General features: G+C 71.2%; 27 protein-coding genes. 10 read left to right on the top strand and 17 right to left on the bottom strand.

Annotated elements, in window-relative coordinates:
• Positions 1-16: 16 nt before the first annotated feature.
• The 5 genes from JYK17_RS18025 to JYK17_RS18005 all read right to left on the bottom strand — a co-directional run bounded on the left by JYK17_RS18025 (position 17) and on the right by JYK17_RS18005 (position 4,744).
• A complete protein-coding gene (locus JYK17_RS18025) occupies positions 17-1,600 on the bottom strand; it encodes an ABC transporter substrate-binding protein (protein WP_108010019.1) in 1,584 nt (527 codons plus the stop codon).
• 211 nt (positions 1,601-1,811) lie between these two features.
• Complete coding sequence (locus JYK17_RS18020) at positions 1,812-2,573, bottom strand: SDR family oxidoreductase (protein ID WP_128803655.1); 762 nt, start codon at positions 2,571-2,573, stop codon at positions 1,812-1,814.
• 14 nt (positions 2,574-2,587) lie between these two features.
• Positions 2,588-3,349: a 3-oxoacyl-ACP reductase FabG gene (gene fabG / locus JYK17_RS18015; RefSeq protein WP_108010023.1), complete on the bottom strand. Its 762-nt coding sequence runs from the start codon at positions 3,347-3,349 to the stop codon at positions 2,588-2,590.
• A gap of 184 nt (positions 3,350-3,533) precedes the next feature.
• Positions 3,534-3,983, bottom strand: a complete 450-nt coding sequence (locus tag JYK17_RS18010) for a DUF3037 domain-containing protein (RefSeq protein WP_128803654.1) — start codon at positions 3,981-3,983, stop codon at positions 3,534-3,536.
• Positions 3,980-4,744 (bottom strand): HipA family kinase, encoded by a 765-nt coding sequence (locus tag JYK17_RS18005; protein WP_108010027.1) that lies wholly within the window; start codon positions 4,742-4,744, stop codon positions 3,980-3,982. The genes JYK17_RS18010 and JYK17_RS18005 overlap by 4 nt, the downstream gene beginning before the upstream one ends.
• A 191-nt stretch (positions 4,745-4,935) precedes the next feature.
• Between JYK17_RS18005 and JYK17_RS18000 the strand changes: the two genes are divergently transcribed.
• The gene (locus JYK17_RS18000) at positions 4,936-5,433 is read left to right on the top strand and encodes a Rieske (2Fe-2S) protein (protein WP_108010196.1); all 498 of its coding nucleotides are present in this window, start codon (positions 4,936-4,938) and stop codon (positions 5,431-5,433) included.
• Here JYK17_RS18000 and JYK17_RS17995 read toward each other — a convergent pair.
• On the bottom strand, positions 5,420-6,067 hold the full coding sequence (locus JYK17_RS17995; RefSeq protein ID WP_128803653.1) for a cysteine hydrolase family protein: 648 nt from the start codon (positions 6,065-6,067) through the stop codon (positions 5,420-5,422). The genes JYK17_RS18000 and JYK17_RS17995 overlap by 14 nt on opposite strands.
• A gap of 173 nt (positions 6,068-6,240) precedes the next feature.
• On the opposite strand from JYK17_RS17995, the gene JYK17_RS17990 reads away from it, so the two are divergent.
• The gene (locus JYK17_RS17990; protein ID WP_108010031.1) at positions 6,241-6,708 is read left to right on the top strand and encodes a pyridoxamine 5'-phosphate oxidase family protein; all 468 of its coding nucleotides are present in this window, start codon (positions 6,241-6,243) and stop codon (positions 6,706-6,708) included.
• Position 6,709: 1 nt separating this feature from the next.
• Here the strand turns inward: JYK17_RS17990 and JYK17_RS17985 are convergent, their stop codons facing one another.
• Complete coding sequence (locus tag JYK17_RS17985) at positions 6,710-7,612, bottom strand: LysR family transcriptional regulator (RefSeq protein WP_128803651.1); 903 nt, start codon at positions 7,610-7,612, stop codon at positions 6,710-6,712.
• Between the two features lie 50 nt (positions 7,613-7,662).
• Between JYK17_RS17985 and JYK17_RS17980 the strand changes: the two genes are divergently transcribed.
• A complete protein-coding gene (locus JYK17_RS17980) occupies positions 7,663-8,619 on the top strand; it encodes a DMT family transporter (RefSeq protein ID WP_372465163.1) in 957 nt (318 codons plus the stop codon).
• Between the two features lie 43 nt (positions 8,620-8,662).
• Here JYK17_RS17980 and JYK17_RS17975 read toward each other — a convergent pair whose 3' ends face one another.
• A complete protein-coding gene (locus tag JYK17_RS17975; RefSeq protein ID WP_108010037.1) occupies positions 8,663-9,994 on the bottom strand; it encodes an aminotransferase class I/II-fold pyridoxal phosphate-dependent enzyme in 1,332 nt (443 codons plus the stop codon).
• Positions 9,995-10,046: 52 nt separating this feature from the next.
• Between JYK17_RS17975 and JYK17_RS17970 the strand changes: the two genes are divergently transcribed.
• Together JYK17_RS17970 and JYK17_RS17965 are read left to right on the top strand one after the other, a co-directional pair.
• Positions 10,047-10,733 (top strand): pyridoxamine 5'-phosphate oxidase family protein, encoded by a 687-nt coding sequence (locus JYK17_RS17970; RefSeq protein WP_128804576.1) that lies wholly within the window; start codon positions 10,047-10,049, stop codon positions 10,731-10,733.
• On the top strand, positions 10,733-11,380 hold the full coding sequence (locus JYK17_RS17965; RefSeq protein WP_128803650.1) for an FMN-binding negative transcriptional regulator: 648 nt from the start codon (positions 10,733-10,735) through the stop codon (positions 11,378-11,380). Before JYK17_RS17970 ends, JYK17_RS17965 begins: the two co-directional genes overlap by 1 nt.
• Positions 11,381-11,431: 51 nt before the next feature.
• Here JYK17_RS17965 and JYK17_RS17960 read toward each other — a convergent pair whose 3' ends face one another.
• From JYK17_RS17960 to JYK17_RS17950, 3 genes are all read right to left on the bottom strand, one after another.
• Positions 11,432-12,376: a DMT family transporter gene (locus JYK17_RS17960; protein WP_108010041.1), complete on the bottom strand. Its 945-nt coding sequence runs from the start codon at positions 12,374-12,376 to the stop codon at positions 11,432-11,434.
• A gap of 166 nt (positions 12,377-12,542) precedes the next feature.
• Positions 12,543-13,556, bottom strand: coding sequence for an EamA family transporter (locus JYK17_RS17955; RefSeq protein WP_108010043.1), 1,014 nt, complete (start codon positions 13,554-13,556; stop codon positions 12,543-12,545).
• 46 nt (positions 13,557-13,602) lie between these two features.
• Positions 13,603-14,175, bottom strand: a complete 573-nt coding sequence (locus tag JYK17_RS17950; protein WP_308011695.1) for a Clp protease N-terminal domain-containing protein — start codon at positions 14,173-14,175, stop codon at positions 13,603-13,605.
• A 199-nt stretch (positions 14,176-14,374) separates the two neighbouring features.
• Here JYK17_RS17950 and JYK17_RS17945 point away from each other — a divergent pair, with 199 nt between their 5' ends.
• Both JYK17_RS17945 and JYK17_RS17940 read left to right on the top strand, forming a co-directional pair.
• Positions 14,375-14,563 carry a hypothetical protein gene (locus JYK17_RS17945; RefSeq protein WP_108010047.1) on the top strand — a complete coding sequence of 63 codons (189 nt, stop codon included), beginning with the start codon at positions 14,375-14,377 and terminating at the stop codon, positions 14,561-14,563.
• A 106-nt stretch (positions 14,564-14,669) separates the two neighbouring features.
• Positions 14,670-15,098, top strand: coding sequence for a type II toxin-antitoxin system Rv0910 family toxin (locus JYK17_RS17940; protein ID WP_108010049.1), 429 nt, complete (start codon positions 14,670-14,672; stop codon positions 15,096-15,098).
• An 89-nt stretch (positions 15,099-15,187) separates the two neighbouring features.
• Here JYK17_RS17940 and JYK17_RS17935 read toward each other — a convergent pair whose 3' ends face one another.
• Both JYK17_RS17935 and JYK17_RS41010 read right to left on the bottom strand, forming a co-directional pair.
• The gene (locus JYK17_RS17935; RefSeq protein WP_108010051.1) at positions 15,188-15,826 is read right to left on the bottom strand and encodes a PadR family transcriptional regulator; all 639 of its coding nucleotides are present in this window, start codon (positions 15,824-15,826) and stop codon (positions 15,188-15,190) included.
• Positions 15,827-15,921: 95 nt separating this feature from the next.
• Complete coding sequence (locus JYK17_RS41010) at positions 15,922-16,488, bottom strand: TetR/AcrR family transcriptional regulator (protein WP_108010053.1); 567 nt, start codon at positions 16,486-16,488, stop codon at positions 15,922-15,924.
• Between the two features lie 151 nt (positions 16,489-16,639).
• Here JYK17_RS41010 and JYK17_RS17925 point away from each other — a divergent pair, with 151 nt between their 5' ends.
• Positions 16,640-16,999, top strand: coding sequence for a nuclear transport factor 2 family protein (locus JYK17_RS17925; RefSeq protein ID WP_261995873.1), 360 nt, complete (start codon positions 16,640-16,642; stop codon positions 16,997-16,999).
• 46 nt (positions 17,000-17,045) lie between these two features.
• On the opposite strand, the gene JYK17_RS17920 is transcribed toward JYK17_RS17925, so the two are convergent.
• Both JYK17_RS17920 and JYK17_RS17915 read right to left on the bottom strand, forming a co-directional pair.
• Positions 17,046-18,686, bottom strand: a complete 1,641-nt coding sequence (locus JYK17_RS17920; RefSeq protein WP_128803648.1) for a thiamine pyrophosphate-binding protein — start codon at positions 18,684-18,686, stop codon at positions 17,046-17,048.
• On the bottom strand, positions 18,683-19,468 hold the full coding sequence (locus JYK17_RS17915) for a cyclase family protein (protein WP_108010059.1): 786 nt from the start codon (positions 19,466-19,468) through the stop codon (positions 18,683-18,685). Before JYK17_RS17915 ends, JYK17_RS17920 begins: the two co-directional genes overlap by 4 nt.
• 194 nt (positions 19,469-19,662) lie before the next feature.
• Between JYK17_RS17915 and JYK17_RS17910 the strand changes: the two genes are divergently transcribed.
• On the top strand, positions 19,663-20,472 hold the full coding sequence (locus tag JYK17_RS17910; protein WP_222810781.1) for a PhzF family phenazine biosynthesis protein: 810 nt from the start codon (positions 19,663-19,665) through the stop codon (positions 20,470-20,472).
• Between the two features lie 7 nt (positions 20,473-20,479).
• On the opposite strand, the gene JYK17_RS17905 is transcribed toward JYK17_RS17910, so the two are convergent.
• Positions 20,480-21,280 carry a CPBP family intramembrane glutamic endopeptidase gene (locus tag JYK17_RS17905; protein ID WP_128803645.1) on the bottom strand — a complete coding sequence of 267 codons (801 nt, stop codon included), beginning with the start codon at positions 21,278-21,280 and terminating at the stop codon, positions 20,480-20,482.
• Between the two features lie 187 nt (positions 21,281-21,467).
• On the opposite strand from JYK17_RS17905, the gene JYK17_RS17900 reads away from it, so the two are divergent.
• Positions 21,468-23,231: a substrate-binding and VWA domain-containing protein gene (locus JYK17_RS17900; RefSeq protein WP_128803644.1), complete on the top strand. Its 1,764-nt coding sequence runs from the start codon at positions 21,468-21,470 to the stop codon at positions 23,229-23,231.
• Positions 23,232-23,639: 408 nt separating this feature from the next.
• Here JYK17_RS17900 and JYK17_RS17895 read toward each other — a convergent pair whose 3' ends face one another.
• Positions 23,640-25,157: a glutamate-cysteine ligase family protein gene (locus JYK17_RS17895; RefSeq protein ID WP_222810780.1), complete on the bottom strand. Its 1,518-nt coding sequence runs from the start codon at positions 25,155-25,157 to the stop codon at positions 23,640-23,642.
• Positions 25,158-25,715: the final 558 nt, after the last annotated feature.

Here is a 25,715-nt window from a genome sequence, read left to right as displayed (position 1 = left end):
CCGCGCATCGCACGGTCTACCAGCTGGTCTTGCGGTGCAGCTCCCACATCAGCATGATCGTCGACGGGTCCAGCGACTGCTCCGCGCCGGAGATGTCGTCGCTGGCCGCCACGTACTGCTTGCCCTGCCAAATGGGCAGCAGCCGGGCGTCGTTGACGATGATCTGCTGGGCCTGCTCGAAGTCGGAGACCACGTTGGCGCGGTCGCTCTCGCCACGCGAGCGGGGCAGCAGCACCCCGGTGATCTCGGGGGCGGGATACGGCGTACCCAGCGCGTTCTGCTTGCCGACGAACGGCGCTATGAAGTTGTCGGGGTCCGGGAAGTCGGGGAACCAGCCGCGCCCGAACACCGGGTACTCGCCCTTCTGGTAGCCCGCCACATAGGTCTTCCAGGGACGGCTCTTGAGCGTGATCGTGAACAGCCCGGAGGACTCCAGCTGACGTTTGATCTCCGCGAACTCCAGCTTGGTGGAGGAGCCGTAGCGGTCGGTGGTGTACCAGAGGGTGAGCGGGACGCGCTGGGTGATGCCCGCGTCGGTGAGGAATCTGCGGGCCTTGGTGACGCTCGGGCTGCCGAAGTCGTCGAAGTAGTCGGTGGTGTGCGCGGTCAGGCCCTTCGGGACCATGGAGTACAGCGGCTCCACGGTGTCCTTGTAGACCTTGTGCGCGATCGCCCCGCGGTCGATGATCTGGGCGACCGCCTTGCGTACCGCGGGCTTGGCGGCCCATGAGTCCTTCGGGTTGAACACCAGGTAGTTGATCTCGACGCCGGCGCCCTCGTTGATCTGGAGGGAGCCGTCGGAGTTGTGCTTCTGGAGGTTGACGATGTCGTCGGCGTTCATGCCCCGGAAGGCGACGTCGATGTCCTTGTCCTTCAGCGCGGAGACCATGGTGGCCGAGTCCTGGAAGTAGCGGATGGTCACCGCGTCGTTCTCGAGCTGGGCGTTGCCCTTGTAGTTGCCGTTCCGGGCGAGTTCGGCCTTCTTGCCGTCGTCGTAGGCCTGGAGCGTGTATGGCCCGGAGCCGTAGATCCTGTCGTCCTTGCGCAGGGAGTCGGCCGGGTACTCCTCGGGGTCGACGATCGACATGGCCGGTGTCGCGAGCACGAACGGGAACGTCGCGTCGGGCTTGTTGAGGTGGAAGACGACCTCCCGGTCACCCGTCACCTGTACTCGCTCGAGGCTGCCGAGCAGACCGGCGGGGCCGCCGTTGACGTTGATCTTCCGGATCCGGTCGATCGAGTACTTGACCGCGTGGGCGTCCAGCGTGTGCCCGTCGGAGAATTTCAGGCCCGAGCGCAGCTCGCAGGTGTACGTCCTGTTGGAGCTGTCGGAGAAGCGGCAGGTGTCGGCCGCGTCCGGCTGGGGCGTGGTCGCCCCGGAGGGGTAGCTCAAAAGCGTCTGGTAGATGTTGCGGAAGAGTTCCCACGACTGGTCCCAGGAGGCGGCGGGGTCCAGTGTGCTGGGGGCGCTGGTCGTGCCGACGACGATGGGCCCCTTGCCGCCGGACGAGTCCGACGAGAGGATGCCGCATCCGGCCACCAGCGACGACACGGACGCCACGGCAGCCACCTGCCAGAGGCCTCGGTTCCGGTTGAACACGCGCTCGCTCCTCGATCTGCCGTACCAAGGGTCGGCAGACCATACCGCAGCGAACCGGGGGTTGAACCCGCTTTGTACAAGGCCCTTGATCAGGTTGTTTATGACGACGTTGTCATCCGGCTGTGCCGCCCTTGTGCCATGACAAGGGCGCCGTTTCCGTCAAGGAAACGGCGCCCTCGGGTACCTGATCGTTACGGCCTAACGGCTCGTTTCAGCCGACGCCGGCGTTCAGGAAGATCCCGCCGTCGACGACGAGCGTCTGACCGGTGACCCAGTCGGACTGCTCGGAGGTGAGGAACGCGGCGGCGCCGCCGATGTCGGAGGGCACGCCGAGCCGGCCGAGCGGGTAGGAGGCGGCCGCCTCCTCCTCGCGGCCCTCGTACAGCGCCTGCGCGAACTTGGTCTTCACGACGGCCGGGGCGATCGCGTTGACCCGCACCTTGGGCGCGAACTCGTGCGCCAGCTGCTGGGTCAGGTTGATCAGCGCGGCCTTGCTGACGCCGTAGGCGGCGATGAAAGGCGAGGGCGCGATGCCCGCGACCGAGGCGATGTTGACGATCGCCCCGCCGTTGTCCTTCTGCCAGGCGTGCCAGGTCTTCTGGGCGAAGCCGAGCGCGGAGATCACGTTGGTCTCGAAGACCTTGCGGGCCACGTTCAGGTCGAGGTCGGCGATCGGGCCGAACACCGGGTTGGTACCGGCGTTGTTGACCAGGAAGTCGAGGCGGCCGAAGGCCTCCATGGTGCGCTCGACGGCCTCGCTCTGGTGGTCGAGGTCGTGCGCCTTGCCGGGGATGGCGATGACGCGCTCGGCGCCGAGCTTGTCGACGGCCTCCTTCAGCGCGTCCTCGTTGCGGCCGGTGATGGCCACGCGGTCGCCGCGGGCGACGAGCGCCTCGGCGACGCCGTAGCCGATGCCGCGGCTGGCGCCCGTGACGAGGGCGGCCTTGCCGGAGAGTGCGGGCAGTTCAGTCATGGCTGGGAGTTCTCCTAGTCGAGCGGTCCGCCGGCGACGTACAGCACCTGGCCGGAGACGAATCCGGCCGCCTCGCCGGTGAAGAAGGCGATGGCGTTGGCGATGTCGTCCGGCTCGCCGACCCGCGCCACCGGGATCTGGGTGGCGGCCGCGGCCTTGAAGTCCTCGAAGCCCATGCCGACCCGCTCGGCGGTGGCCTTGGTCATCTCGGTGGCGATGAAGCCGGGGGCGACGGCGTTGGCGGTGATGCCGAACTTGCCGAGTTCCTTGGCGAGGGTCTTGGTGAAGCCCTGCAGACCGGCCTTGGCGGCCGAGTAGTTGACCTGGCCGCGGTTGCCGAGCGCCGAGGAGGAGGACAGGTTGACGATGCGGCCGAAGCCGGCGTCGACCATGTGCTTCTGGCAGGCCTTGGTCATCAGGAAGGCGCCGCGCAGGTGCACGTTCATGACGGTGTCCCAGTCGGAGGCACTCATCTTGAACAGCAGGTTGTCGCGCAGCACGCCCGCGTTGTTGACCAGGATCGTCGGTGCGCCGAGTTCGTCGGCCACGCGCGCGACGGCGGCCTCGACCTGCGCCTCGTCGGACACGTCGGCGCCGACCGCGAGGGCCCTGCCGCCCGCCGCGGTGATCTTCTCCACGGTGTCCTTGCAGGCTGCCTCGTCGAGGTCGATCACGGCGACCGCGTGGCCCTCGGCTGCCAGCCGTACGGCGGTGGCGGCACCGATGCCGCGCGCTCCGCCGGTGACGACCGCGACCCGCTGCTCAGTGGTGGACATTGCTGCTTCTCCTCGCCCTCGAGAAAGTACGCCCGCTGGAAAGTACGTCCGTTCGAATCACACCCGGTCGGGTCCGTTCCGAATCACACCCGCTCGGGTGAGCGACCGCTTAGTACCTTCGGCAGACGTGACGCTAGAAGGCCTGGCACTCGGTGTCAACGGCACATGGCGCGGGTGTGATCCATTACCTCACCAGCAGGTCGAGCAACCGCTGCGTCTCGGCCTCCGGATCGGCGGTGAGCCCAGTGTGCACCGGCCCGGGCTGCACGACCGTGGAGCGCGGCGCGATCAGCCAGCGAAAGCGCCGTCCGGCGTCGTCGCCCGCGGCCTGTCCGGCCGTCTCTCCCCCGCCGCAGACCCGCTCGACGGCGCCGAGCGCGGCCCGGATGCCGGCGACGTCCGCGGCCGGGTCGAGGGCAAGCAGCCGCGCCTCGTCGAGATGGGTGCGGGCGCCGACGTAGGCCTGCGCCCGGCAGTAGACGAGGACGCCGGCGTTGATGCACTCGCCGCGCTCCACGCGGGGCACGACCCGCAGCAGGGCGTACTCGTACACGTCGCGGTCGCCGCCCTGGCCGCCCCGGATGATGTGCCGCTCGACCACGGAGCCGGCCATGTGGATGTGGCGCTCGCTCACTTGCTCTCCTCGATTCCGGTGACGCGCTCGTGGACGGCGGCGGCCCGGGCCAGCAGCGGCCGTGCGTAGGCCCGTCTGAGGTCGTCCGGGGTGTCGAAGCCGGGTTCGCCGTCGAGCCAGGCGTCCGGGACCTGAGCGGTGACCTCGGCCAGCAGCTCCTCGGTGACCCGGGGTGCGAGCTGGGCGGCGGCGCCCGCGACATGGGGGCCGAAGCGGGCCAGGGCGTGGTCGGAGGCGTCGTAGGGACGGGCGGCGGAGGCGTCGGCGCCGGGCCAGTTGTGGTGCCAGATCATGGTGGCGCCGTGGTCGATGAGCCACAGGTCGCCCTGCCGGATCAGGAGGTTGGGGTTGCGCCAGGAGCGGTCGACGTTGCCCACCAGCGCGTCGAACCAGACGATCCGGCCGGCTTCCTCGCCGCTCACCTCGAATGCGAGCGGGTCGAAGCCGAGGGCGCCGGACAGGAAGTCCATGCCGAGGTTGGTGCCGCCGCTGGAGCGCAGCAGGTCCTGCACCTGCTGCTCCGGCTCGCCCAGGCCCAGTACCGCGTCGAGGGCGATCGTCACCAGGCCGGGCACCCTGAGACCGAGCCGGCGGGCGAGTTCGCCGCAGATCACCTCGGCGACCAGCGTCTTGCGGCCCTGTCCGGCGCCGGTGAACTTCATGACGTACGTCCCGAAGTCGTCGGCCTCGACGAGTCCCGGCAGCGATCCGCCCTCGCGCAGGGGCGCGATGTAGCGGGTCGCGATGACTTCCTTGAGCATCGCCCCAGGTTACTGGGGCACCGGCGGTCGCCGGACGCGCGGTGCGCCGACATCGACAGCAAAGCGACAGCGCGGCTTTACCCACCTGTGGACGTGACCTTGACAAGCTCTCGACGTCGACTGAACAACCCATGGCGAACGGCCGTACCCCTGTGCAGATCAACGACGCTTGCAAGGAAGGGAACGTCAGCATGACCAGCGAATCAATTCCCCCCACCCCGGCACCTGCCCGCCGTACGGTCGTGGCGGCGGTGGGCGCTGCGGGACTCGCCGTCGCGCTGACCGCGTGCGGATCCTCGGACGACAGCTCGTCGGGCAGTTCCGGCACCCAGGCCGGCGACAACGCCTCCACCGGCGGCGACAGCGGCTCCGGCAGCAGCGCCTCCTCCGGCTCGGGCGGCGGCAGCGCGCTGGCCAAGACGTCGGACATCCCCGAGGGCGGCGGAAAGATCTTCAAGGACCAGGCCGTGGTGGTCACCCAGCCCGCCTCGGGCACCTTCAAGGCCTTCTCGACGAAGTGCCCGCACCAGGGCTGCGCGGTGTCCAGCATCGCCAACGGCGCCATCGTCTGCCCCTGCCACGGCAGCCAGTTCTCGGTCGCGGACGGCAGCGTGAAGAAGGGCCCGGCGACCACGGGGCTCACCGCCCAGAACGTCACCGTCAGCGGGGACTCGATCACCCTCGCGTGACCCGGGGCCGCTCGAAGCAGCCGAGCACCTCGTCCGTGGTCGCGACCGTGGCGACCAGCGCGAGGGTGTTGCGGATCATCGCGGGGGTGTAGTCGGACGGCACCCCCGCGACGGCGTCCGCGGGCACGACGGCGGTGTAGCCGCGGTTCACGGCGTCGAAGACTGCGTTGGGGATCGCCACGTTGGCCGAGACTCCGGTCACGACCAGCGTGCGGCAGCCCAGGTTGCGCAGCAGCGCGTCGACGTCGGTGCCCTGGATCGGCGACAGTCCGTGCAGCCGCCGTACGACGAAGTCCTCCTCGGTGACCTCGATCGGAGCGGCGACGCGCACCGCCGCGGTGCCCGACAGCTGCTGGACCGGGAGGCGCTCGGCGGCGCGGAACAGGCGTGCGTTGCGGTTCGCGCCACGGCCGTCGGGGCGGCGCTCGGCGATCGCGTGGACGACCTGGACGCCTCCCTGGTGCGCGGCCGCGACCAGCCGTGCGACGTTGGCGAGGACGCCCGAGGAGCGGGCCTCCTCGGCCAGTTCGGGCAGCGCGCTGTCCGGGCCGACCACACCCTGCTGGCACTCGACGGTCAACAGCACGGTGGAGTCGGGGTCGAGGAGTTCGCTGAGCTGTTCGTACGACGGCACGGGTCCCCCTCGTCGGCGGTGGTCCGGGCGGGCGAGGGTAACGGTCATTGCGTACGGACGGAAGGTCGTTGCGACGGAAGGTCGTTGCGTACGGGCGGGCGACGGCTCATCCTTTTCTGACGTGATGTCAGAGGATCTCTCCTCTGACACGACGTGAGAGAAGAGGGGGCCGCATGACCGCTACGCAGCGCCGGGGCCGGAAGATCATGATGACGCCCGGTGAGCTGGACGACTTTCTCGCCACCCAGCGCACCTGCCGGGTGGCGACCGTGTCGGCGAACGGTGCGCCGCACGTGAGCACGCTGTGGTTCGCCTGGGACGGCAAGTCCATCTGGCTGTACTCCGTGGTACGCAGCAAGCGCTGGGCCGACCTGCGCCGCGATCCGCGGGTCGCGATCGTGGTCGACACGGGCGAGGAGTACGGCGAACTGCGCGGCGTCGAGCTGTCGGGGGCCGTGGACTTCGTGGGCGAGTTCCCGCGCACCGGGGAGCTGTGCGCCGAACTCGACTTCCCGGAGACCCTGTTCGCCCGCAAGAACTTCGGCCTGGACGAGATGCCCTACGACGGCCGGCACGCCTGGGTGCGGCTGACGCCGGAGAAGATCGTGTCCTGGGACTTCCGCAAGCTGGGCTCCGTCTGACTCAGCCCACCTTGCGCGCCGCGTCCTGCAGCGCCCCGACCGCCGCCCGGATCGACGGGCGGCGGTCGGCGTCCGCGCGCCAGACGACATACACATGTCGGCGCACGCGCTGCACCAGCGGGACGGTGACGACGCCCGCGGGCATCGGGTGACGGCCCAGCAGGGGCGCGATGCACACGCCCAACCCCGCCGCCACCAGGCCCAGTTGGGTGTGGGTCTCGGCGGCGCGGTGGCCGACGATGGGCTCGACGCCGCGCGAGCGGAGCGTGAACATCAGCCACTCGTGGCAGAACTCTCCCTCGCCCCAGGTGATCCACTCGTCCTCGGCGAACTCCCCGAGGTCCACCTCGTCGCGCCCGGCGAGCCGGTGCCGTGCGGGCATCGCCACATCCGCGGGGTCGTCCAGGAGGGAGGCCTTCACCAGCCCCTCGGGCTGCGGCATCGGCTTGTTGTACCAGTCGAGCACCACCGCGAGGTCGAGGTCGCCGCGGGCCACTCCGGCGATGCCGCCCTCCGGCTCCAGCTCCCTGGAGCGCACCCGCAGCGCCGGATGCTCGGCGCGCAGGGCAGCGAGCGCGGTGGGGAACAGGCCGCGCGCGGCGGTCGGGAACGCCGAGAGCCTGAGCTCGCCGACCACCTGCCCGCGGTGCGCCTCCAGGTCGGACCGGGCCAGCTCGACCTGCGACAGGATGCGGGTCGCGTGCTCGGCGAGCAGTCGGCCCGCGTCCGTGAGCCGCACGCCCCGGCCGTTCTTGGCCAGCAGCTGCTGGCCGACCTCCCGCTCCAGCTTGGCCATCTGCTGGGAGACCGCCGACGTCGTGACATGCAGCCCCTCGGCGGCACCGCTGACCGAGCCGTGCCGGGCCAGGGCGTCGAGAGTGCGCAGCCGCTCCAGATTCAACATGTAAGCAATACTACGAGGTACCCGTAGAGAATTCTCGATTGTGCTACGGGATGAGCTGTCGCATCGTTGTCAGCGTGACCACTGCGACCACACCCCGGACCCCTGTACGCGTCTCCGCACGCCGCCCCGCCCTCGACTGGCGTCTGCGCTTCGGCGCCCTCTCGCTGATCTGGGGCTTCAGCTTCCTGCTCATCAAGGTCGGCACGCGCGGGTACGCGCCCTTCCAGGTCACCCTGGGGCGGCTGGTGTTCGGCACCGCGGTGCTGGCCGCGGCGATGCTCGTCAAGCGGGAGCGGCTGCCGCGCGGGCTGCGGCTGTGGGGGCATCTGACGGTGGCCGCGTTCCTCCTGAACGCGCTGCCGTTCTCGCTGTTCGCGTACTCCGAGCTGACGATTCCCTCCACGCTGGCGGGCATCTGCAACGCGACCTCGCCGCTGTGGGGCATGGCGCTGTCGCTCGTCGCGCTGTCGGAGGACCGGCCGACCCGGGTGAGGGTCGCGGGGCTGGGGATCGGCTTCCTCGGCGTGCTGACCGTGCTCGGCGCGTGGGAGGGCTTCAGCGGCCTGGACGCCAGGGGCACGGCGATGGCCCTGCTGGCCTCGCTGAGCTACCCCGTCGGCTGGATCTACGTCCGCAGGACCCTCGCCGGCAGTGGCCACTCCCATCTGTCCATGACCGGCGCGCAGTTGCTGCTCGCCACGGTGCAACTGGCCGTCGTGACCCCGCTGTTCACCTCTTTCCCGGCCCACTTCTCCGTCGTGCCGCTGCTCGCGATCGCCGCCCTGGGTGCCCTGGGCACCGGCCTGGCCGTCCTGCTCCAGTACGGCCTGGTCGCCGAAGTGGGCCCGACCACGGCGCAGATGGTCACGTACTTCATCCCGGTCATCGCCACGGCCGCGGGCGTGGCGGTGCTCGGGGAGACGCTGCGGTGGTCGACTCCCGTCGGGGCCGTGATCGTTCTCGCGGGGGCGGCGCTGACGCAGGTGCGGCGGGGCGGCCGGGCCTAGCCGCCTCGACCTGGCGCGGCCTGGCGCAGGGGACCGTCCGGATCTACGCGTAACTCCGGTTCGGCGCCGGCCGCACGGCACCCGCGATCGCGTCCGCCAGCGGGGGCGCCTCTTCCGGGGCGAGGGTCGCGACCGTGATGCGGATGCCCGGGCGGGCGCTGTGGCGGAAGCGGGCGCCGGGGGCCACCGCCCAGCCGGCGTGCAGGAGGCGGGAGACTGCGCCCGTCTCGTCGGGAACCGGGATCCAGACGTTCAGACCGGTACGGCCGTGGGCCTCGATGCCGCGCTGCGCGAGCGCGTCGATCAGGAGGTCGCGGCGGGTGCGGTAGGTGGCCGCCACCTCCTGGGTGTTCAGGGCGTCGTCGGCCCACAGCCGCACCACGGCCCGCTGGACGATGCGGCTGACCCAGCCGGGGCCGAGGCGGTGCCGGCCCGTCACCCGGTCGACGGTGGTGGAGTCGCCCGTGAGGACGGCGAGGCGCAGATCGGGGCCGTAGGCCTTGGCGACCGAACGGACGAAGGCCCAGTGGCGGGTGCCTCCGGCCAGGGGGTGCAGGGGCAGGTCGACGATGCCGTGGCCGTGGTCGTCCTCGATCAGGAGAACGTTCGGGTGCTCGCGGAGCACGGCACGCAGGGCACGCGCGCGCGAGGCGGTCACGGCGGCTCCGGTCGGGTTCTGCGCGCGGTCGGTGACGATCAGGGCGCGGGCGCCCCCGTCGAGGGCTCGTCGTACGTCGTCGGGGAGCGGCCCCTCGTCGTCCACGCCCACCGGGGCGGTGCGCAGGCCGAGCGCCGGGACGAGGTCGAGGAGGCTGCCCCAGCCAGGGTCCTCCACGGCGACGGTGTCCCCGGGTTTGAGGTGCGCGGCGAGCACGCGCTCGATGGCGTCCAGCGAGCCGGACGCGACGGTCAACGGGCCGTCCGGAACCCCGTCGGCGTCGAGTGCCGCGCGTGCCGTGCGCGCCAACTCCGGCTCCACCAGGGCGTCTCCGTACAGCACGGGCTCCCGGTCGGCCTGCTCGCCCGCGGCCGCGAACACCTTCGCCAGCGACGGCAGCAGCGCCGGGTCGGGGTTGCCGTTCGACACGTCCCGCACCCCCTCCGGGACATCCATCCGGACGTACTCGCGCCCGGTGGTGGCCGGCTTGGACCGCACCCTGCTCCCCCGGCGCCCGGACGTCTCGATGACCCCGCGCTCCCGCAGGATCCGGTACGCGGACGCGACCGTGTTGGCATTCACGCCCAGCTCGGCCGCCAACTCGCGCATGGGCGGCAGCAGTTGGCCCGGCTCCAGCTCGCCCGAGCCCACCGCGCTCTCGACGCTGCCCGCGATGTCCGCTGCGCGCCGTCCTTCGATCCGATATCCTCCTAGCACAAAGCAGATTATGCACTAGTGCAATATGGACCGCAACACGATGGAGATCGCCATGCAGGGGACAGCGCAGCAGCCGACGCCGCAGCCCGCCGCCTACACGCCGACCGACCGCACCGTCCCCACCCGCTCCCCGGAACGGGCGTCGTACGACCGGGAGTTGGTGCACGCGATACTCGACGAGAGCTACGTCTGCCATCTCGGCTTCGTCCGCGACGGACGGCCGGTGGTGCTGCCCACGCTGTACGCCAGGGTCGGCGAGCGGCTCTATGTGCACGGCTCGACGGGTTCACGCCCGCTGCGGATGACCGGCAAGGCCGACCCCGGTCTTCCGGTGTGCCTGACGGTGACGCACGTCGACGCGCTGGTCCTGGCCCGCTCGGCCTTCCACCACTCCATCAACTACCGCTCCGTGGTGGTCCACGGCACCGCCCACGACGTGACGGACCCCGAGGAGAAGCGCGCCGCCCTGGACGCCCTGGTCGACCATGTCGTGCCCGGCCGCGCGGCCGACAGCCGCCCCGCGAACAAGAAGGAACTCGCGGCCACCGCCGTGATCCGCCTCGATCTGAACGAGATCTCCGCCAAGCTCCGCACAGGCGGCGTGAACGACGAGCCCGAAGACCTGACCCTGCCCCACTGGGCGGGCATCGTCCCCCTGCGCAAGGGCTATGAACCCCCGGTGCCCGACACGGACTTGGCCCCCGGAACCCAGCTCCCCGAGTACCTGGCGGTGCCGTGATGCTGATCCATCCCTGGGATGCGCCTGGCGACGACGCCGAGTGGCAGCAGTGGCTCGGTTCGCACGACTTCGGGCAGCTCGCCGTGAACGGTCCGCCGGGCGAGCCGCCCCACGTCCAACCGCTGCACTTCGCCTACGACGCCGGGCGCGCCGAGGTCGTCACGCATCTGGCGCGGCCCAATCCCCTGTGGCCCGCGCTGGAGGCCGACCCGAATGTGCTGCTGAGCGTGGTCGACGACTACGTCTTCGTCCCCGGGCCCTGGCAAGCCCCGCCGGACGTCCCGCCCGAGCACGGCGTCCCGACGAGTCTCTACGCCGCGGTCCAACTCCGCTGCCGGGCCCATGTCGTGGACGATCCCGCCGAGAAGGCCGGACTCCTTAACCGCCAGGTCGGCCACTTCCAGCCGGAGGGCGCATCCGTGGCGGTGGTGGCGGGTGAGGAGCCGTTCGGGAGGATGCTCTCGGGGATCCGCGTGCTGCGGCTCGAAGTGGTCGGCGTACGGGCGAAGTTCAAGTACGCGATCCACAAGCCGCAGGAGGTGCAGGACCAGGTGGTGGCCGGACTCGCGGCGCGCGGAGGACCCCGGGACGCGGCCGCCCGCGAGCACCAACTGCGGCGGCGTGGGGTGTGGTCGGCGGCACGGTGAGGCCGCTCTCTCGGAAGAGGGGGCGGGGGCCGGACCCCGCCCCACCCCGGATCACACCAGCACGGGTTCCTCCGCCCCCGTACCGCGTGCTTCCGCGACCGTCAGGCCCGCGACCGAGCCCAGCATCAGCAGTGTGCCCACGACGGTGGACGTGGTGAGTCGTTCGCCCAGGAGCACGATCGCCAGGACCGCCGCGCCGACCGGTTCGAGCAGCATGATCACGGACACGGTGGCGGAGCGGACCACGGCTGCGCCCGCGAAGTAGAGGGCGTAGGCCAGGGCCGTGGGGACCGCCGCGATGTAGGCCAACAGCCAGACCACATGGGCGGGTTGGGCCGTGTGCGGCACGAGACCGTCGGACAGGGCGAACGGGAGCAGGCACAGGCTGGTGACCGCGAACGCGCCCACCGACGTACCGCCCGCGTCCGCTGCGCCGTTGCGGCCCCACCAACGGGTCAGCAGCGTCATCACGCAGTACCCGGCCGCGGACAGCAGCGCCAGCAGCACGCCCCACGGCCGTACGGACGCTCCCCCGCCGCCGAGCACGAGCACGGCCAGGCCCGCCAGCGCCCCGGCCACGGCGGCGATGCCGCCCCGGCCGAGCCGCTCCCCCAGCGTCATCCGGGCGCCGAGCGCGATGAGCACGGGACCGGCGCCGAGGGTGACCACGGTGGCCACGGCGAGCCCGGTGGCGGCGACGGCGGCGAAGTAGGCCGTCTGGAAGACGGCGAGCCCCATGCCCGTGGCGAGGACCCGCAGTGCGCGGCGCCCCAGCGGCTCGGACACGGCGGCTCGGGGGCGCCTGCGCAGCAGACGGGCGGCGAGCAGCAGGACGAGGCCTGCCGCGCAGCGCCAGAAGGAGAGGGTGACGGCGCCCATGTCACTGGTCCGGTAGACCAGGGAGGCGGCCGCGCCCGCGGTGCCCCAGGCGGCACCGGCGACGATCAGGAAAATCAGGCCACGCCCTACGGGCAGGCCGAAAGCAGCTTGCGACACGAATGTCTCCGCAGAAGTTCGGAAAGGGGCCCGGATCGGCCGGGCCGTGGACTGCTTCTGCGGGCAGCACCGTTCAGCCCGGCCGACGGCCGGGCGGGATTCCGGAGGGCGCCCGCCTCAGGCGGCGGGGGGCGGAAGAACGAGCGTCGAAGGCATGAACCGCACTCTAGGCAGCCCTCTCGCGGGACGACAACCGCGTTTCCTGGCCGCCGCTCGCCACCGGCTCCTGCGAGCTCCTGGCGGGCGCCGACGACTGGGCGATGAACGCGCCCACCAGGACGACGAAACCGCCGATGATCTGCGGCGCCGACAGATGCTCACCGAGCAGCACCCAGGCCAGGACGGTCGCGATGACCGCTTCGAGGCAGGCGACGACGCCCGCGACCTGCGGTGAGAGCCGACGCACCGAGACCACGCCGGTGACGTAGGCGAGGACGGTGGCGACGAGCACGATCCAGGCCAGCAGGAGGGCGGCGGCGACCGGGGTGCCGTTCATGCTCGCGGTGCCCGTCAGCACCGACCAGTGCATGGTCCAGGGGCGGGCCACCGCGGTCAGGACGACGGCGCCGATCAACAGGCCGTAGGCGATGACACCGAGCGGGTCGGGCGCCTCGTCGCCGGCGTCGCTGCCCTGGTCGGACAGGACGAAGTAGCCGACCTGGCAGCAGGCGGCGCCGAGCGCGAGCAGCAGGCCGAGGGCGTCGAAGCTCAGCCCCGACCACACCTCGACGACGCAGGCGAGGCCGGCGGCCGCGAGGACCACGCCGAGCGCGGCCGCGCGGGTCACCGGGCGCCGCTGCACGAACCGGACCCAGCCGAGGACGAGGGCGGGCGCGAGGTACTCGACGAGCAGCGCGACGCCGACGGGTATGCGGGATATCGCGGCGAAGTAGCAGGCCTGCACTCCGGCCACGGCCAGCAGCCCGAACCCGGCGAGCAGCGCCGGGCGGCGCAGCGGCAGCGCGCGGTGGCGTACGGCGACCGGCAGCATCACCAGGGCCGCGCCCGCCACCCGCAGCCACACCACGTGCAGCGGGTCGAGGCCCGCCTCGATCAGCGGCTTCGCCGCGACCCCGGACCCGCCGAAGGCCACCGCGGACCCGAGGGCGAGCCCGAGCCCGACCCCCCTCCCACTCCCGGCCCTGCCGACCTGACGGCTCTCAGACGTATGCACAGGCACATGATGACAGGCGACGACAGGAGCGTCACCCCCGTTGACACCTGTCTCAGCGGTTGGACCACCGCGACCGGCTCGCACGGTCCTCGATGCGGGCGAGCACCGCGTCGGCCGCGATGCCGGCGCGGTCGAGGACCTCGACGGCGCGGGCCTGCGGATCGGCGACGAGGCAGGCCAACAGGTCGATGCCGCGGGCGGGTTCGGTGCCGCGGGCTGCGGCGCGCTCGCCGGCGTGGTCCATCGCCGCGGCGGCCAGCGGGGAGAAGCCGTCCGACTCCCCCATCACCGGTACCGCGCCGGAGTCCTCCATCACCGGTACCGCGCCGGAGTCCTCGACCGAGCCCTGCCAGCGCAGGCCGTAGCCGATGCTGCGCTGCACGAGATAGCCGAGCAGCCGGGCGATCTCGGGGCCGTCGTCGAAGACGGAGCGCACCTCGGGGTCGTGCTCCAGCAGGGAGTGCAGCAGATGGGCGGTGTCGATCTGCCGGTCCCCGTCCCTGACGGCCCGGCGGCGGGCACCGGTGACCACGGCCGCCAGCTCGTCGGTGAGCCCGGCGTCGCCGTCCGCGCGAGGGCCGAGGGCTTGCTCGCCGACCGACTGCCGGGGGATACGGGGTTGCACATCCCCTACCCCATCAGCCCCTTCGCCCGCGGTCATCCCCGAGGGGAAGCATCTTGGCGTCCCACACAAAGTGGACCCGGCGCGTCAGAATCTCCTCCTTACGGATGAGATCAGGCCGTTTTACCCGCAGGGGCGCGCGCCGTCTTGCCGCGCGCCGTACACGCAACCGCGGTGCTCCGTCGCACGTCCCAGGAGGTGCATGGAGACCAGGTCCTGGCTGGTGTCGCTGCCGGCCGTCGACGGCAAGCAGTACGTGTACCGGGTGTACGCCCCGGAGGACGCACTGCCCGCGGACCTGTTCTGGGACGCCTGGCACTGCCACGACGAGAGCCCACTCCCGCGCGCGTGGGACGTCTTCGACGCGGCGGTGATACGGCGGGTCGCCTGAGCACTCGCAGTGACCCTCACATTTTCTGACGGTTCATCAGTATTGAATGTTCCGGGCCGTGCGGCTACTTTCCGCGACACCGTAGCCCGACAGAAGAGGTGGTCGCATGGCCGAGGTCAGCGCGGAGGCCCGTATCGAGGCACCCGCCGAGAAGGTGTGGGCGCAGCTCACGGACTGGTCCGCGTACGGCGAGTGGAACGCGACCCACACCAGCTTCCCCCAGGGCGGTCCCCAGAGCCTGGAAACCGGCGGGACCTACCAGGAGAACATGAAGCTCATGGGCTTCCCGGCCGAGGTCGAGTGGACCATCGACGAGCTGGAGCCGGCCCGGGTGTTCGCCACCCGGGGCAAGGGCCCGATGGCGGTGAGTCTGGTCAACCGCTACACGCTGACCCCCGACGGCGAGGCCACGACCGTTCGCATCGACAGTGAGTTCACGGGCGCGGCGGTGTCGCTGATGGCGGGCAGGCTCAAGGACTCGGCGACGGCGGCGCTCAACGAGTCGCTGCGGAAGCTGGCCGGACTGGTGACCTGACGCGCCGGGCAGCGAGGCGGCCGGGCACAGACATGAGGGCGCCCCGCGGAAACGTTCCGCGGGGCGCCCTCCTCACGGCGGGGAGGCCGTCAGTCCTCGTCGGCGAGGATCAGGTACAGCTTCTTGCGGGCTTCGTTGATGACGGCCAGCGCCTTCTCGCGCTGCTCCTTGCTGCCGGTCTTCCAGACCTGGCCGAAGGCCTCCATCAGACCGAAGCCGGCCTGCCGGATCTCACCGAGCGCCTCGAAGTCGATGCCGCGGGAGGCTTCCTCCCAGGGCGCGTCCGGGCCCTCGTCGGCCGCCGTACGGCCGGACTCGGTCAGCGCGAACAGCTTCTTGCCGCCCTCGGTCTCATTGATGATCAGGCCCTCGTCCTCCAGCAGCTGGAGGGTCGGGTACACCGAACCCGGGCTGGGCTTCCACGCCCCGCCACTGCGCTCGGCGATCTCCTGGATCATCTCGTAACCGTGCATGGGCCGGTCCTTCAGCAGGGCCAGGATCGAGGCCCTCACGTCGCCTCGCCGTGCCCTGCCCCGCGGTCCGCCACGCCCTCGTGGCCCCCAGGGGCCCGGACCGAATCCGGGTCCGCCGGGACCGCCGAAGCCGGGAAGACCACCGCCGGGACCGCCCGGCCCGAAGGGCCCGAAGGCGCCACGGAGCCCCTCGAAACCACCCCGACCGCGCGAGCCGTGTCCACCGTGTCCACGTTCGTATCCATGGGAACGCATCGCAATCACTCCTTCTATCGCTGATCTGTCGCGATGCGTCAACGATATATCGGAACAACGGGCAGAGCAAGGGTCGGCGGAAAAACGACTTGGGTTCAGCCCTGCGGTCCTGTCAGGGCCTTGATGGCGGGGCGGAGCAACGCGGCGATGTGATCCGCAGGGACCTCACGAAGCGTCGCCAGGCCGAGGAGTCGGTGGCCGATGGTCACGCCCAACAGAGCGGTGACGACCAGTGCGGCACGCAGTTCGGCATCCTCGGCAGCGGGCAGGGCGGCACCGACGCTGTCGATCTGCCGGCCGAGAGCGGCGCGGACGTGATCGGCTGCCGCCTGGTCGGTGAGCATCGACCGCATCATCGCCAGCGCGCCCTCGGGAAGACCACCGAGCTTGAGTCCGAGCGAGGCCAGCAACTGATCGACGAGCTCGTCGGCATCAGTGGCCGTCAGCGGGCCGGGCAACGTCTGCACGGCCTGGCTGAACAGCTCCCGCTTCGAGCCGAAGTACTGCATGACCAGAGCCGGATCGACGCTCGCCGCGGTCGCCACGGCGCGGATGGTGGTGCGCTCGAATCCCTTCTCGGCGAACAGCTCCCGAGCGCTGTCGAGGATGCGCGCCTCGGTCGCTCGGCGGCGGTCGGCGCGGGACTGGTGAGGAGTGGACACCGATTCACTCTACAGCCGTTGACCGAAACTCCGGCCGATCCTACGGTGAGTGAGTCAACAAGCGTTGAGTGAATGGACCACTCCCATGTCACATCTGGATGCACCTAGGACCCGCACCCCTCACGAGGTGCTGACCTGCTACTACCAAGCCATGCTCGACAAGTCCCCGGACGATCTCGCCGATCTCTACGCCGTCGATGCGGTGCACGAGTTCCCGTTCACCTCGCCCGGGTTCCCCTCGTGTTTCGAAGGTCGTGAGGCCGTGCGCGCCGGATACCGGGCGGCCTGGGGCGCCAGTCCCGCCGAGGTGCAGGAGGTCAGGAGGGTCGCGGCCTACGAGACCGTCGATCCGGGACTGATCGTCGCCGAGCATGTGGTGGTGGGGACGCTGCCGGCCGAGGCCACCACGTTCACCGTCCCCGGTCTGCTGATACTGCACGTCCGCGACGGACTGATCACGCGAGCCCGTGACTACATGGACGCCTCAGGAGTCGCCGCCGCCAGGGCGTGAGGGCCCGGCCCCACGTCAGGGCCGGGCCCGCAGGCGGCAACGCCTCTCAGTGGCCGCGGAACGCCTCCTCCAGCCACCAGGCCCCGTGGTCGCGGGTCACCTTGGCGTCGATGAGCAGGGGTGCCGAGCGCGGTCCCTCGACCCAGTCGCGTACGGCCTTGAGGTCGGCGGCCGTACGCACGGTCACTGCCTCGAAGCCGTAGCCGCGGGCCACGGCGGCGATGTCCGTCTCGGGGAAGGTGACCGTGTCGAGCGGATGGCCGTCGGGGCCGAAGTGGTGGACCTCGGCTCCGTAGGCCTCGTCGTTGTAGACGACGACCACCATCGGCAGGCCGAGGCGGCGCACGGTGTCGAGTTCCACGGCGCTCATCAGCGCGCCGCCGTCGCCCAGCGCGGCCACGGGCAGGCGGTCCGGCTGCGCCAGGGCCGCGCCGATCGTGGTGGCAAGGCCGAGGCCGATCGACTGGAAGGCCTGGGTGAAGCAGAAGCCGTTGTGGTCCGGCACCGACAGGTATGCGCTCGGGTAGCCCATGAAGTTGCCGGAGTCCACGCCGACGATCCGCTCCGCGGGGAGGATGTCGTCGAGCCCGATGCTGAGCGTGCGCGGGTCGATGCGCTCGCGGGTGGACTCGTCCTCGTACGGTACGTCGCGCCACCGCGCCCGCGTGGCGAGGGCGGCGGCGACCTCGGGCGTCCGGTACCCCTCGCGGCCCGCGCCGCCCGCCTCCAGGGCGCGCCGTGCCGTGTGTTCCACGTCGCCGGTGACGCCGAGGCCGATCTCCCGGTGGGCGCCGAGGGCCTCGGGGTCGTCGTCGACCTGGACGACCTTCGCGCCGGCGCCGATCAGCCGGCCGTGGCGCATGGTCCACATGTTCAGCGCGCAGCCCCAGCCGACGACCAGGTCGGCGCCCTGCATCAGTTCGGCCACCAGCGGCGCCGCGAAGCCGCCGGACACGTCCAGCGACCAGGGGTTGCCCTGGAACAGACCGCGGGCGACGGCCGAGGTCGCGAGCAGGGCGCCGTGCCGGTCGGCGAGTGCCGTGAGGGCGTCGCGGCCGGCGGGGGTGCGGGCGCCGCGGCCCGCCACGAAGACGGGGCGCCGGGCTGCTTCGAGCGTACGGACCAGGTCGTCGACGGCCGTCCGCGACGGCTCGACGGGCCGGGGCGCGGGCATCGGCTCGCCCGAGACGGACACGCCTTCGGGCACGTCGAGGGCCTGCACCTCCAGGGGGAGGTTGAGGACCACGGTGCGCCGTTCGTGGCGTGCCCGGCGCAGCGCGGCCAGGGCCTGTTCGACCGCGTCGTGCGCGGTCGTCAGGCGGGCGGTGACGGCACCCACGGCGTGCGCCGCGACTGCCTGGTCGATACGGAAGTTGGACCGCGGCTGCGTCGCCTCGGCGGCCAGCACCAGCAGCGGCGTACGGCTCTTGGCCGCCTCGGTGATACCGGTCAGGGCGTTGGTCAGACCGGGGCCCTGGTGGACGCTGAGCGCGGCCGGTGCGCCGCTCGTGCGGACGTAGGCGTCCGCCATCGTCGCCGCACCGCCCTCGTGCCGTGCGGCGACGTACCGTGCGCCCGCCGCGACCATGGCGTTGGTCAGATGGAAGTTGCCGGAGCCGACCACGCCGAAGACATGGTCGATCCCGGAGGCGGTCAGGGCCCGTCCGACGGCTTCGGCGACCCTCACGACCGCTCCACCAGGGCGAGTACGCGCGCGGGGGCGCCGGAGCCCGAGACGATGGGCAGTGGCCCGGCGACGACGAGCGCGCCGGTCGGGGGCAGGGAGCCGAGGTTCTGCAGCTGCGTGAGCCCGTACTTGTCGCTGCCCAGGAGGTGGGAGTGGCAGGGGAAGGGCGGGTCGAAGGAGGGTGCGCGACCGGCGTCTGTGCCCACGGTCTCCACGCCGAGGCCGATCACCGGCGCCTCCTCGGCCACCCACCGGGCGCACTCCGGTGACAGGCCGGGGGTGTGCGGACCGTTCTCGTCCGCGTTGAGGAACTCCTCCTGCGACTGCGAGCGGGCGTCCCAGCCGGTGCGCAGCATCAGCCAACCCCCTTCCGGCAGCGGCCCGTTGTCGGCCTCCCAGGCCTTGATGTGGTCCACCTCGACCAGGAAGTCGGGGTCCTTCGCGGCCGCCGCGGAGAAGTCCAGGACGGCCGCCGGCCCGATCAGCCGGCTCGCCGGCACCGACGCGACGTCCGTGAGGTCCTTGCCGGTGACCCAGTGCACCGGCGCGTCGAAGTGGGTGCCGGTGTGCTCACCGCTGCGGAAGTTGTTCCAGTACCAGGCCGGACCCCGGTCGTCGTACCGGCTGATCTCCTCCAGCTCGAAGACCTGGGTCTGCCCGAACTGCGGCGGCAACTGGATCACCGGTGTGGACGCCGACAGCGGCGACGTCAGGTCGACCACTTCGATCGACCCACCCCGCAACCCGGACAGCAGAGCGGCGAGCACGGACGGCTGGGACATGACGGCCTCCAGGGACGGTGCTGAACTGCCAACGCCTTTCTGTACAGCCTGTCAGCCGGTGCCCGTCCGCGCCGAGACCACGGCGCCCGAATTCAGGCCGGCGTCCCCGATTTCAGGCCCGCGTCCCCGAATTCAGGCCGCGATTCCCGGATTGGCATTGGCGGTCGCGCTCCGTGCCGTCCTAGCGTCGGGTCATGCGTATTCGAATCGTCGACGCCTTCACCGACCGCCCCTTCACCGGCAACCCCGCCGGGGTGCTGCTGCTCGACTCGTTCCCGGCCGACGAGCGGCTGCAGCGGATCGCACTGGAGGTCAATCACGCCGAGACGGCGTTCGCGCACCGGCTGGACGGGGGCGGCGAGGCCGACTGGGCGCTGCGGTGGTTCACCCCGGAGACCGAGGTGAACATGTGCGGGCACGCCACGCTGGCGACAGCGCACGTGCTGCACACCACCGGGGCCCACGAGGGCGCCGTGCGCTTCGCCACCCGCAGCGGCGTGCTGGTGGCGACGCCGGGCGAGGACGGTTCGATCACGATGGACTTCCCGACCGCGCCGCTCACACCGGTCGAGGTCCCGGCCGGGGTCGCCGAAGCGCTGGGGGCCGTCCCGCGCGCCGCCTGCGACACCGGGCCCAACGTGGGCGACCTGGTGGTGGAGCTCGCCGACGAGAAGACGGTGCGCGCCCTCACTCCGGACCTCAGGGCGCTCGGCCGCTACTCCGAGCGCGGCATCATCGCCACCGCTCGCGCCGAGGACCCCTCGCGCGGCTACGACTTCGTCTCCCGCTGCTTCTTCCCGAACGTCGGCATCGACGAGGACCCGGTCACCGGCAGCGCCCACACGGCGCTCGCCCCCTTCTGGTCCGAGCGCCTCGGCAGCGCCGTCCTGACCGGACTGCAGGCCTCGCCCCGCTCCGGCCGGGTCCGCACCGAACTGCGCGGCGACCGCACCCTGCTGAGCGGTCGCGCGGTCACCACGATCGAGGGCGAGCTGCTGGTCTAGCGGGACGTCAGGCCGTCGGCAGCCAGCCCACCTTCCCGGCCAGCAGCGCGTATCCCACGAACGCCCCGATGTCGAGCAGGGAGTGCGCCACCACCAGGGGGCCCACCCGCCCCCAGCGGCGGTACAGGTAGACGAACACCACGCCCATCACCATGTTGCCGAGGAAGCCGCCGATGCCCTGGTAGAGGTGGTACGAGCCGCGCAGTACGGCACTGGCCACCAGGGCGGCGCCCGGCGTCCAGCCCAACTGCCCGAGCCGGCGCAGCAGATAGCCGACCACGACGACCTCTTCGAGGATCGCGTTCTGCATCGCCGACAGCACCAGCACCGGGTACTTCCACCACACGTCGGGCAGCGCCTCCGGAACCACCGTGAGGTTGAAGCCGAGCCCGCGCGCCGCCAGGTAGAAGGCGATCCCGGTGCTGCCGATCACCGCCGCGATCACCGCGCCGCGGCCGAGGTCGGGCCAGGGCCGGGTGCGGTCGAAGCCGATCGTGCGCATGCTCTCGCCCTCGCGCAGCAGCAGATGCGCGACGAGGACGACCGGCACCAGAGCGCTCGCGATCCCGAACAGTTGCCAGGCGAGATCGAGCCAGGGGCGGCCCGGGGCGGCCGACGCGTTGAGGGTCGCCGCCTGGTCCTTCAGACCCCCCGGTTTGGTGACCGATCCGACAAAGCTGATCAGGGCGGACACGCCACTCGCACCGAGCGAAAGCCCCAGAACGAGCAACGTCTCGTCACGGAAGATCCGTCGCGAGGGCCGCTCCGGCGGAACGGAATCAGCCACCGGGCCCGCCTCTGCCTGCACACCTGCCTCCAGTTGAGTAATCCAGCCTCATCCCCACCGTCGCACCGCTAGGGTCTCGAAAGAAGTTACGAAGATCGTGCGCGACAGGCCGTCTGGGGGGACGGGCGCCGTACGGGGCGTACCTCCCCCTTGTCTGCCATACGGCCGAAATCCGCCGCGAGGTTCAACAGGGAGGGGCACCACCGTCATGGGACGTCACAGCTTGCCCGATCAGTATGGGGCGGGCCGCAGCGACCCCCGTCCACGCGCGCGCCGCCGCACGGTGGCCATCGCGACGGTGCTCGTCCTCACCGTCGCGGGCGGCACCGCGGCAGCCGCCAGAAGCGGGCTGCTGTCGTTCGGTTCCTCGTGCCAGGACAACCCGGTGCGCCTTCGGCTGGACGCCGCGCCGGACATCACCCCCGCCCTCACGGCCGCGGCGCGGCGGGCCCGCGGCGACAAGATCACCTCGGACGGCCGGTGTCTCGCGGTCACGGTGACCGCGCGGGACGCCTACAAGGTCGCGGACGCGCTCGCCGCGGGCCGGAAGGTCGACGCTCAGCTGTGGGTGCCGGACTCGGACCTGTGGGTCGACCGGATCACGGCGAACAACAGCGCTGTCGACGTGACCCCGGCGGGGACGATCGCCTCGACGCCGATCGGCGTGGCGATGGTGCCGACGGCCGCGAAGTCCCTGGGCTGGCCGCAGAAGACGTACAGCTGGCTGGAGTTGGTCGGTGCCGCCATGCAGAGCGACTCGGTCAGGCTCGGCGCGGGCGACCCCGCGCGCAGCGCCACCGGGCTGCTCGCCCTCACCCAGCTCAGCACGGCCGCCACCAAGGTCAAGGGCGGTGACACCCAGGCCGTGGCCATGATGAAGACGCTGTCGCAGCGCACCTCGGACAGCGACAGCCAGGTCGTGGACACTTTGCCGCGCGACTCCTCGGGCACCGAACTGGGCAATCCGAAGCGGAACCAGGCGCTGATCCTCTCCGAGCAGGCGGCGTACACGTACAACTCCTCGGCCGACAGCGCCTCCGGTCTGGACATGTTCTACCCGAAGGACGGCTCGCCCCGGCTGGACTATCCGTACGCGATGATCGGCGAGCTGAGCACCGACCAGAGCCGGGCCGCGCTGCGGTTCATGAACTATCTGCGCCAGCCGGAGCAGCTGCGGCTCCTGCAGAAGTACGGCTTCCGAACCTCCGACGACGACACGCCGCAGACGGTGGTCACGGAGGCGGGCGGCAGCAGCCCTCAGCCGTACGAGGAGCCCGCGCTGAAGCCGGCCGCGACCGCGGCGCTCCAGGAGGCCCTCGGCACCTGGACGATCACCGTGCAGAGCGCCCGGATCACCACGGTCGTGGACGCCTCCTCGTCGATGTCGGAGACCGTGCCGGGCACCGGCCAGTCGCGCATGGACGTCACCAAGGGGGCACTGCTGCAGGCCCTCGCCACGTTCACGCCCGAGGACGAGATCGGCCTGTGGAAGTTCTCCACGAAGCTGGACGGCGACAAGGACTACCGCATCCTGGTGCCGACCGAGCGGCTCGGCGACCAGAAGGGCGGCGGCACCCAACGCGACCGCCTCTCGGCGGCCTTCGGCTCCCTCAAGCCGCTCCCGAACGGGGCCACCGGGCTCTACGACACCACGCTCGCCGCGTACAAGGCGGCTGTCTCGTCCTACGCCAAGGGGAAGTTCAACGCCCTGGTGATCCTGACCGACGGCGTCAACCAGGACCCGGGCAGCATCTCCCGCGACGACCTCATCACCCAGCTCCGGAAACTCACCGACCCCGAGCGCCCGGTACCCCTCATCATGATCGCCGTAGGCCCCGACGCCGACCGCGAGGAGGCCGACCAAATCGCCCGAGCCACCGGCGGCTCGGGCCAGTCGGTCAGCAACCCCGCCCAGATCCAGTCGGTGATCCTGAAGGCGATCGTGGCGGCGGGTTCCCAGGGCGACAGCTAGGTCTGCGCCCCGGCGCGGGGCAGGGCCGCTCGGGCCGCGGGCACCGGCTCACGGCCGCCCGGCCTGATCGGCACCCACCGCTCAAACCGGTCGGCACGCGACATCCCCGGCGGCCGACCTCGAGGTACGGCCGCTGGGCCGCGAGGACCGGTCTACGCCGCTCAACCCGGTCGGCACCGGCCACGGCCGCCCAGCCCGATCGGCACCGCTCACGGCGCTCAGGCCAGCCCCCACCGGACCGCAGCCACGCTCAGGCCAGCCGCCACCGCACCACAGCGTCGCGCACCCCGATCGGCACCGACCCACCTCCGCCCAACCCGAGCGGCACGCGCCCCCCGGCAGCCGGCCTGACCCCACGGCAGACCCCGGCGCTGCCCGACCAGGCCCTTCGGCGCCCGGTGCCGTAGTTCAGCCCGTAGGCACCGGCTCCGGCATCGCCACCGGCCAGGTGTGCACCGGGTCGCCCAGGTGCATCAGGCGGCGGTAGGTGCGGGTTGTGGCTGCGAGGGCGGCGTCGCGGGGCAGGCCTGCTTCCAGGGCGCGGTGGAAGGTGGCGGCCTGCCAGGTGGCGCCGTTGGCGCGGCGGCGGCAGCGTTCGTCGATGACGCCGAGGTACAGGTCGCGGTCGGCGCGTTCGATGCCCCATGCGGCGAGGCCCGCCTCGGCGAGGGGGAGGAGTTCGTCGCGCACGAGGGTCACCGCGTCGATCTGTGCGGTGCCGCCGTACCGGCCGCGCCGTGGCCACTCGAGGCGGGCCTCGATCCCGTGCTTGCAGGCGGCGTCGAAGTTGGCCTCGGCCGCCTCGAAGGGCAGCCGGGTCCACACCGGCCGCGACTCCTCGGCGAGAGCGCGGACGACGCCGTAGTAGAAGGCGGCGTTCGCGATGACGTCGGTGATGGTGGGTCCCGCGGGCAGGACCCGGTTCTCCACGCGCAGGTGCGGGACGCCGTCGGCGATGCCGTAGACCGGGCGGTTCCAGCGGTACACGGTGCCGTTGTGCAGGACGAGTTCGGCGAGTTTGGGGACGCCGCCGGCGTCGAGGACCTCCAGCGGGTCCTCCTCGTCGCAGATCGGCAGCAGCGCGGGAAAGTACCGCAGGTTCTCCTCGAAGAGGTCGTACGCCGAGGAGATCCACCGCTCCCCGAACCAGGTGCGGGGGCGCACCCCCTGGGCCTGCAGCTCGGGCGGACGGGTGTCGGTGGACTGCAGGAACAGCGGGGGCCGGGACTCGCGCCACAGCTCACGCCCGAACAGGAACGGCGAGTTGGCGCCGACGGCGATCTGGGCCGCGGCGACGGCCTGCGCGGCGTTCCAGACGTCGGCGAACCGGCCCGGGGTGACCTGCAAGTGCAGTTGCACGGAGGTGCAGGCGGCTTCCGGCGCGATGGATTTGGAGGTGCAGGTCAGGCGCTCGACCCCGTCGATGTCGAGTACGAAGTCCTCGCCGCGGGCGGCCACGATCTGTTCGTTGAGCAGGGCGTAGCGGTCGACGTCGGAGAGGTTGGAGGAGATCAGGTCGTCCCGGTCGAGCGTCGGCAGAATGCCGATCATCACGATTCCCGCATCGACCTCGCCCGCTTTTCGGTCGGCATATGCCAGTGACGTCCGCAGTTCTTCCGCGAGCCGGTCGAATACCCGACCGCCCAAATGATGTGGGGCTATGTTCACTTCCAGATTGAACATGGCGAGTTCTGTTTGGAAATCGCGGCTCGCGATCCGTTCGAGGACTTGCGCATTGAGCATTTTCGGCATGCCGTCGCCACCGGCCAGATTCAGTTCGATCTCCACGCCCATGAGGTTCTTCGGGCGGTCGAACCGTTTCTGGTCCAGAAGTCGCTCCAGTCCCGTCAGGCAGCTGCGGAGCTTGTCGCGGTAGAGCTGCCGATCGGACAGGTCGAACTGCCCTGCCACGACCTTCTCCCCCATCGAAGCGTCCCTCCTAGAATCTGCGGCTCCAGGATCCGGCCGCCGGCTTCGGGTCACGGAAGAGGATGCCCAGCCCTGGCGATCGATAACGTCCCCACGCGGGCCTGCCGACCGCTACTCTGACGGATGTGACCCGGGGCACATTCACCAGGCATGGACATGTCGCAGTTTCCGGCGCAGTGACTGGCGCTGTTTCCGGCAGGCGACAACCTCGTGAAAAACGCCGACGAGAATTGGCCGACCGCTTCCCGGCTATTTCCCGAGGTCACCGCCGCGGCACCGGAGCGGAATCGGGATGATTCCCACGTATCGCCGACCGTATACGCCCTTGCCGAGTACACCGGAAACGGCTAGACGAAACACCGTCTGAACACATGTCGTATAAACTCCGCGAACAAGACAGAGGGCCGGCATCCGCGGTCAAGGAACCGGCCGTCGAGGTGACGTGCGGCAGGCCTCACCCACACTCCTCGTTCCCGGGCCCCGGCCCCCGCCCCTCTGTCCCCACGTGAGCTGACAGTGCCGTCCGCCCCCGCCCCGCCCTCGCGCCATCGTGCC

The sequence above is a fragment of the Streptomyces plumbidurans genome, assembly GCF_019857225.1.
Classification (GTDB): domain Bacteria; phylum Actinomycetota; class Actinomycetes; order Streptomycetales; family Streptomycetaceae; genus Streptomyces; species Streptomyces plumbidurans.
Note: the sequence above shows the minus strand (reverse complement) of the source record. Positions and strands in the feature narration are given on the sequence as shown.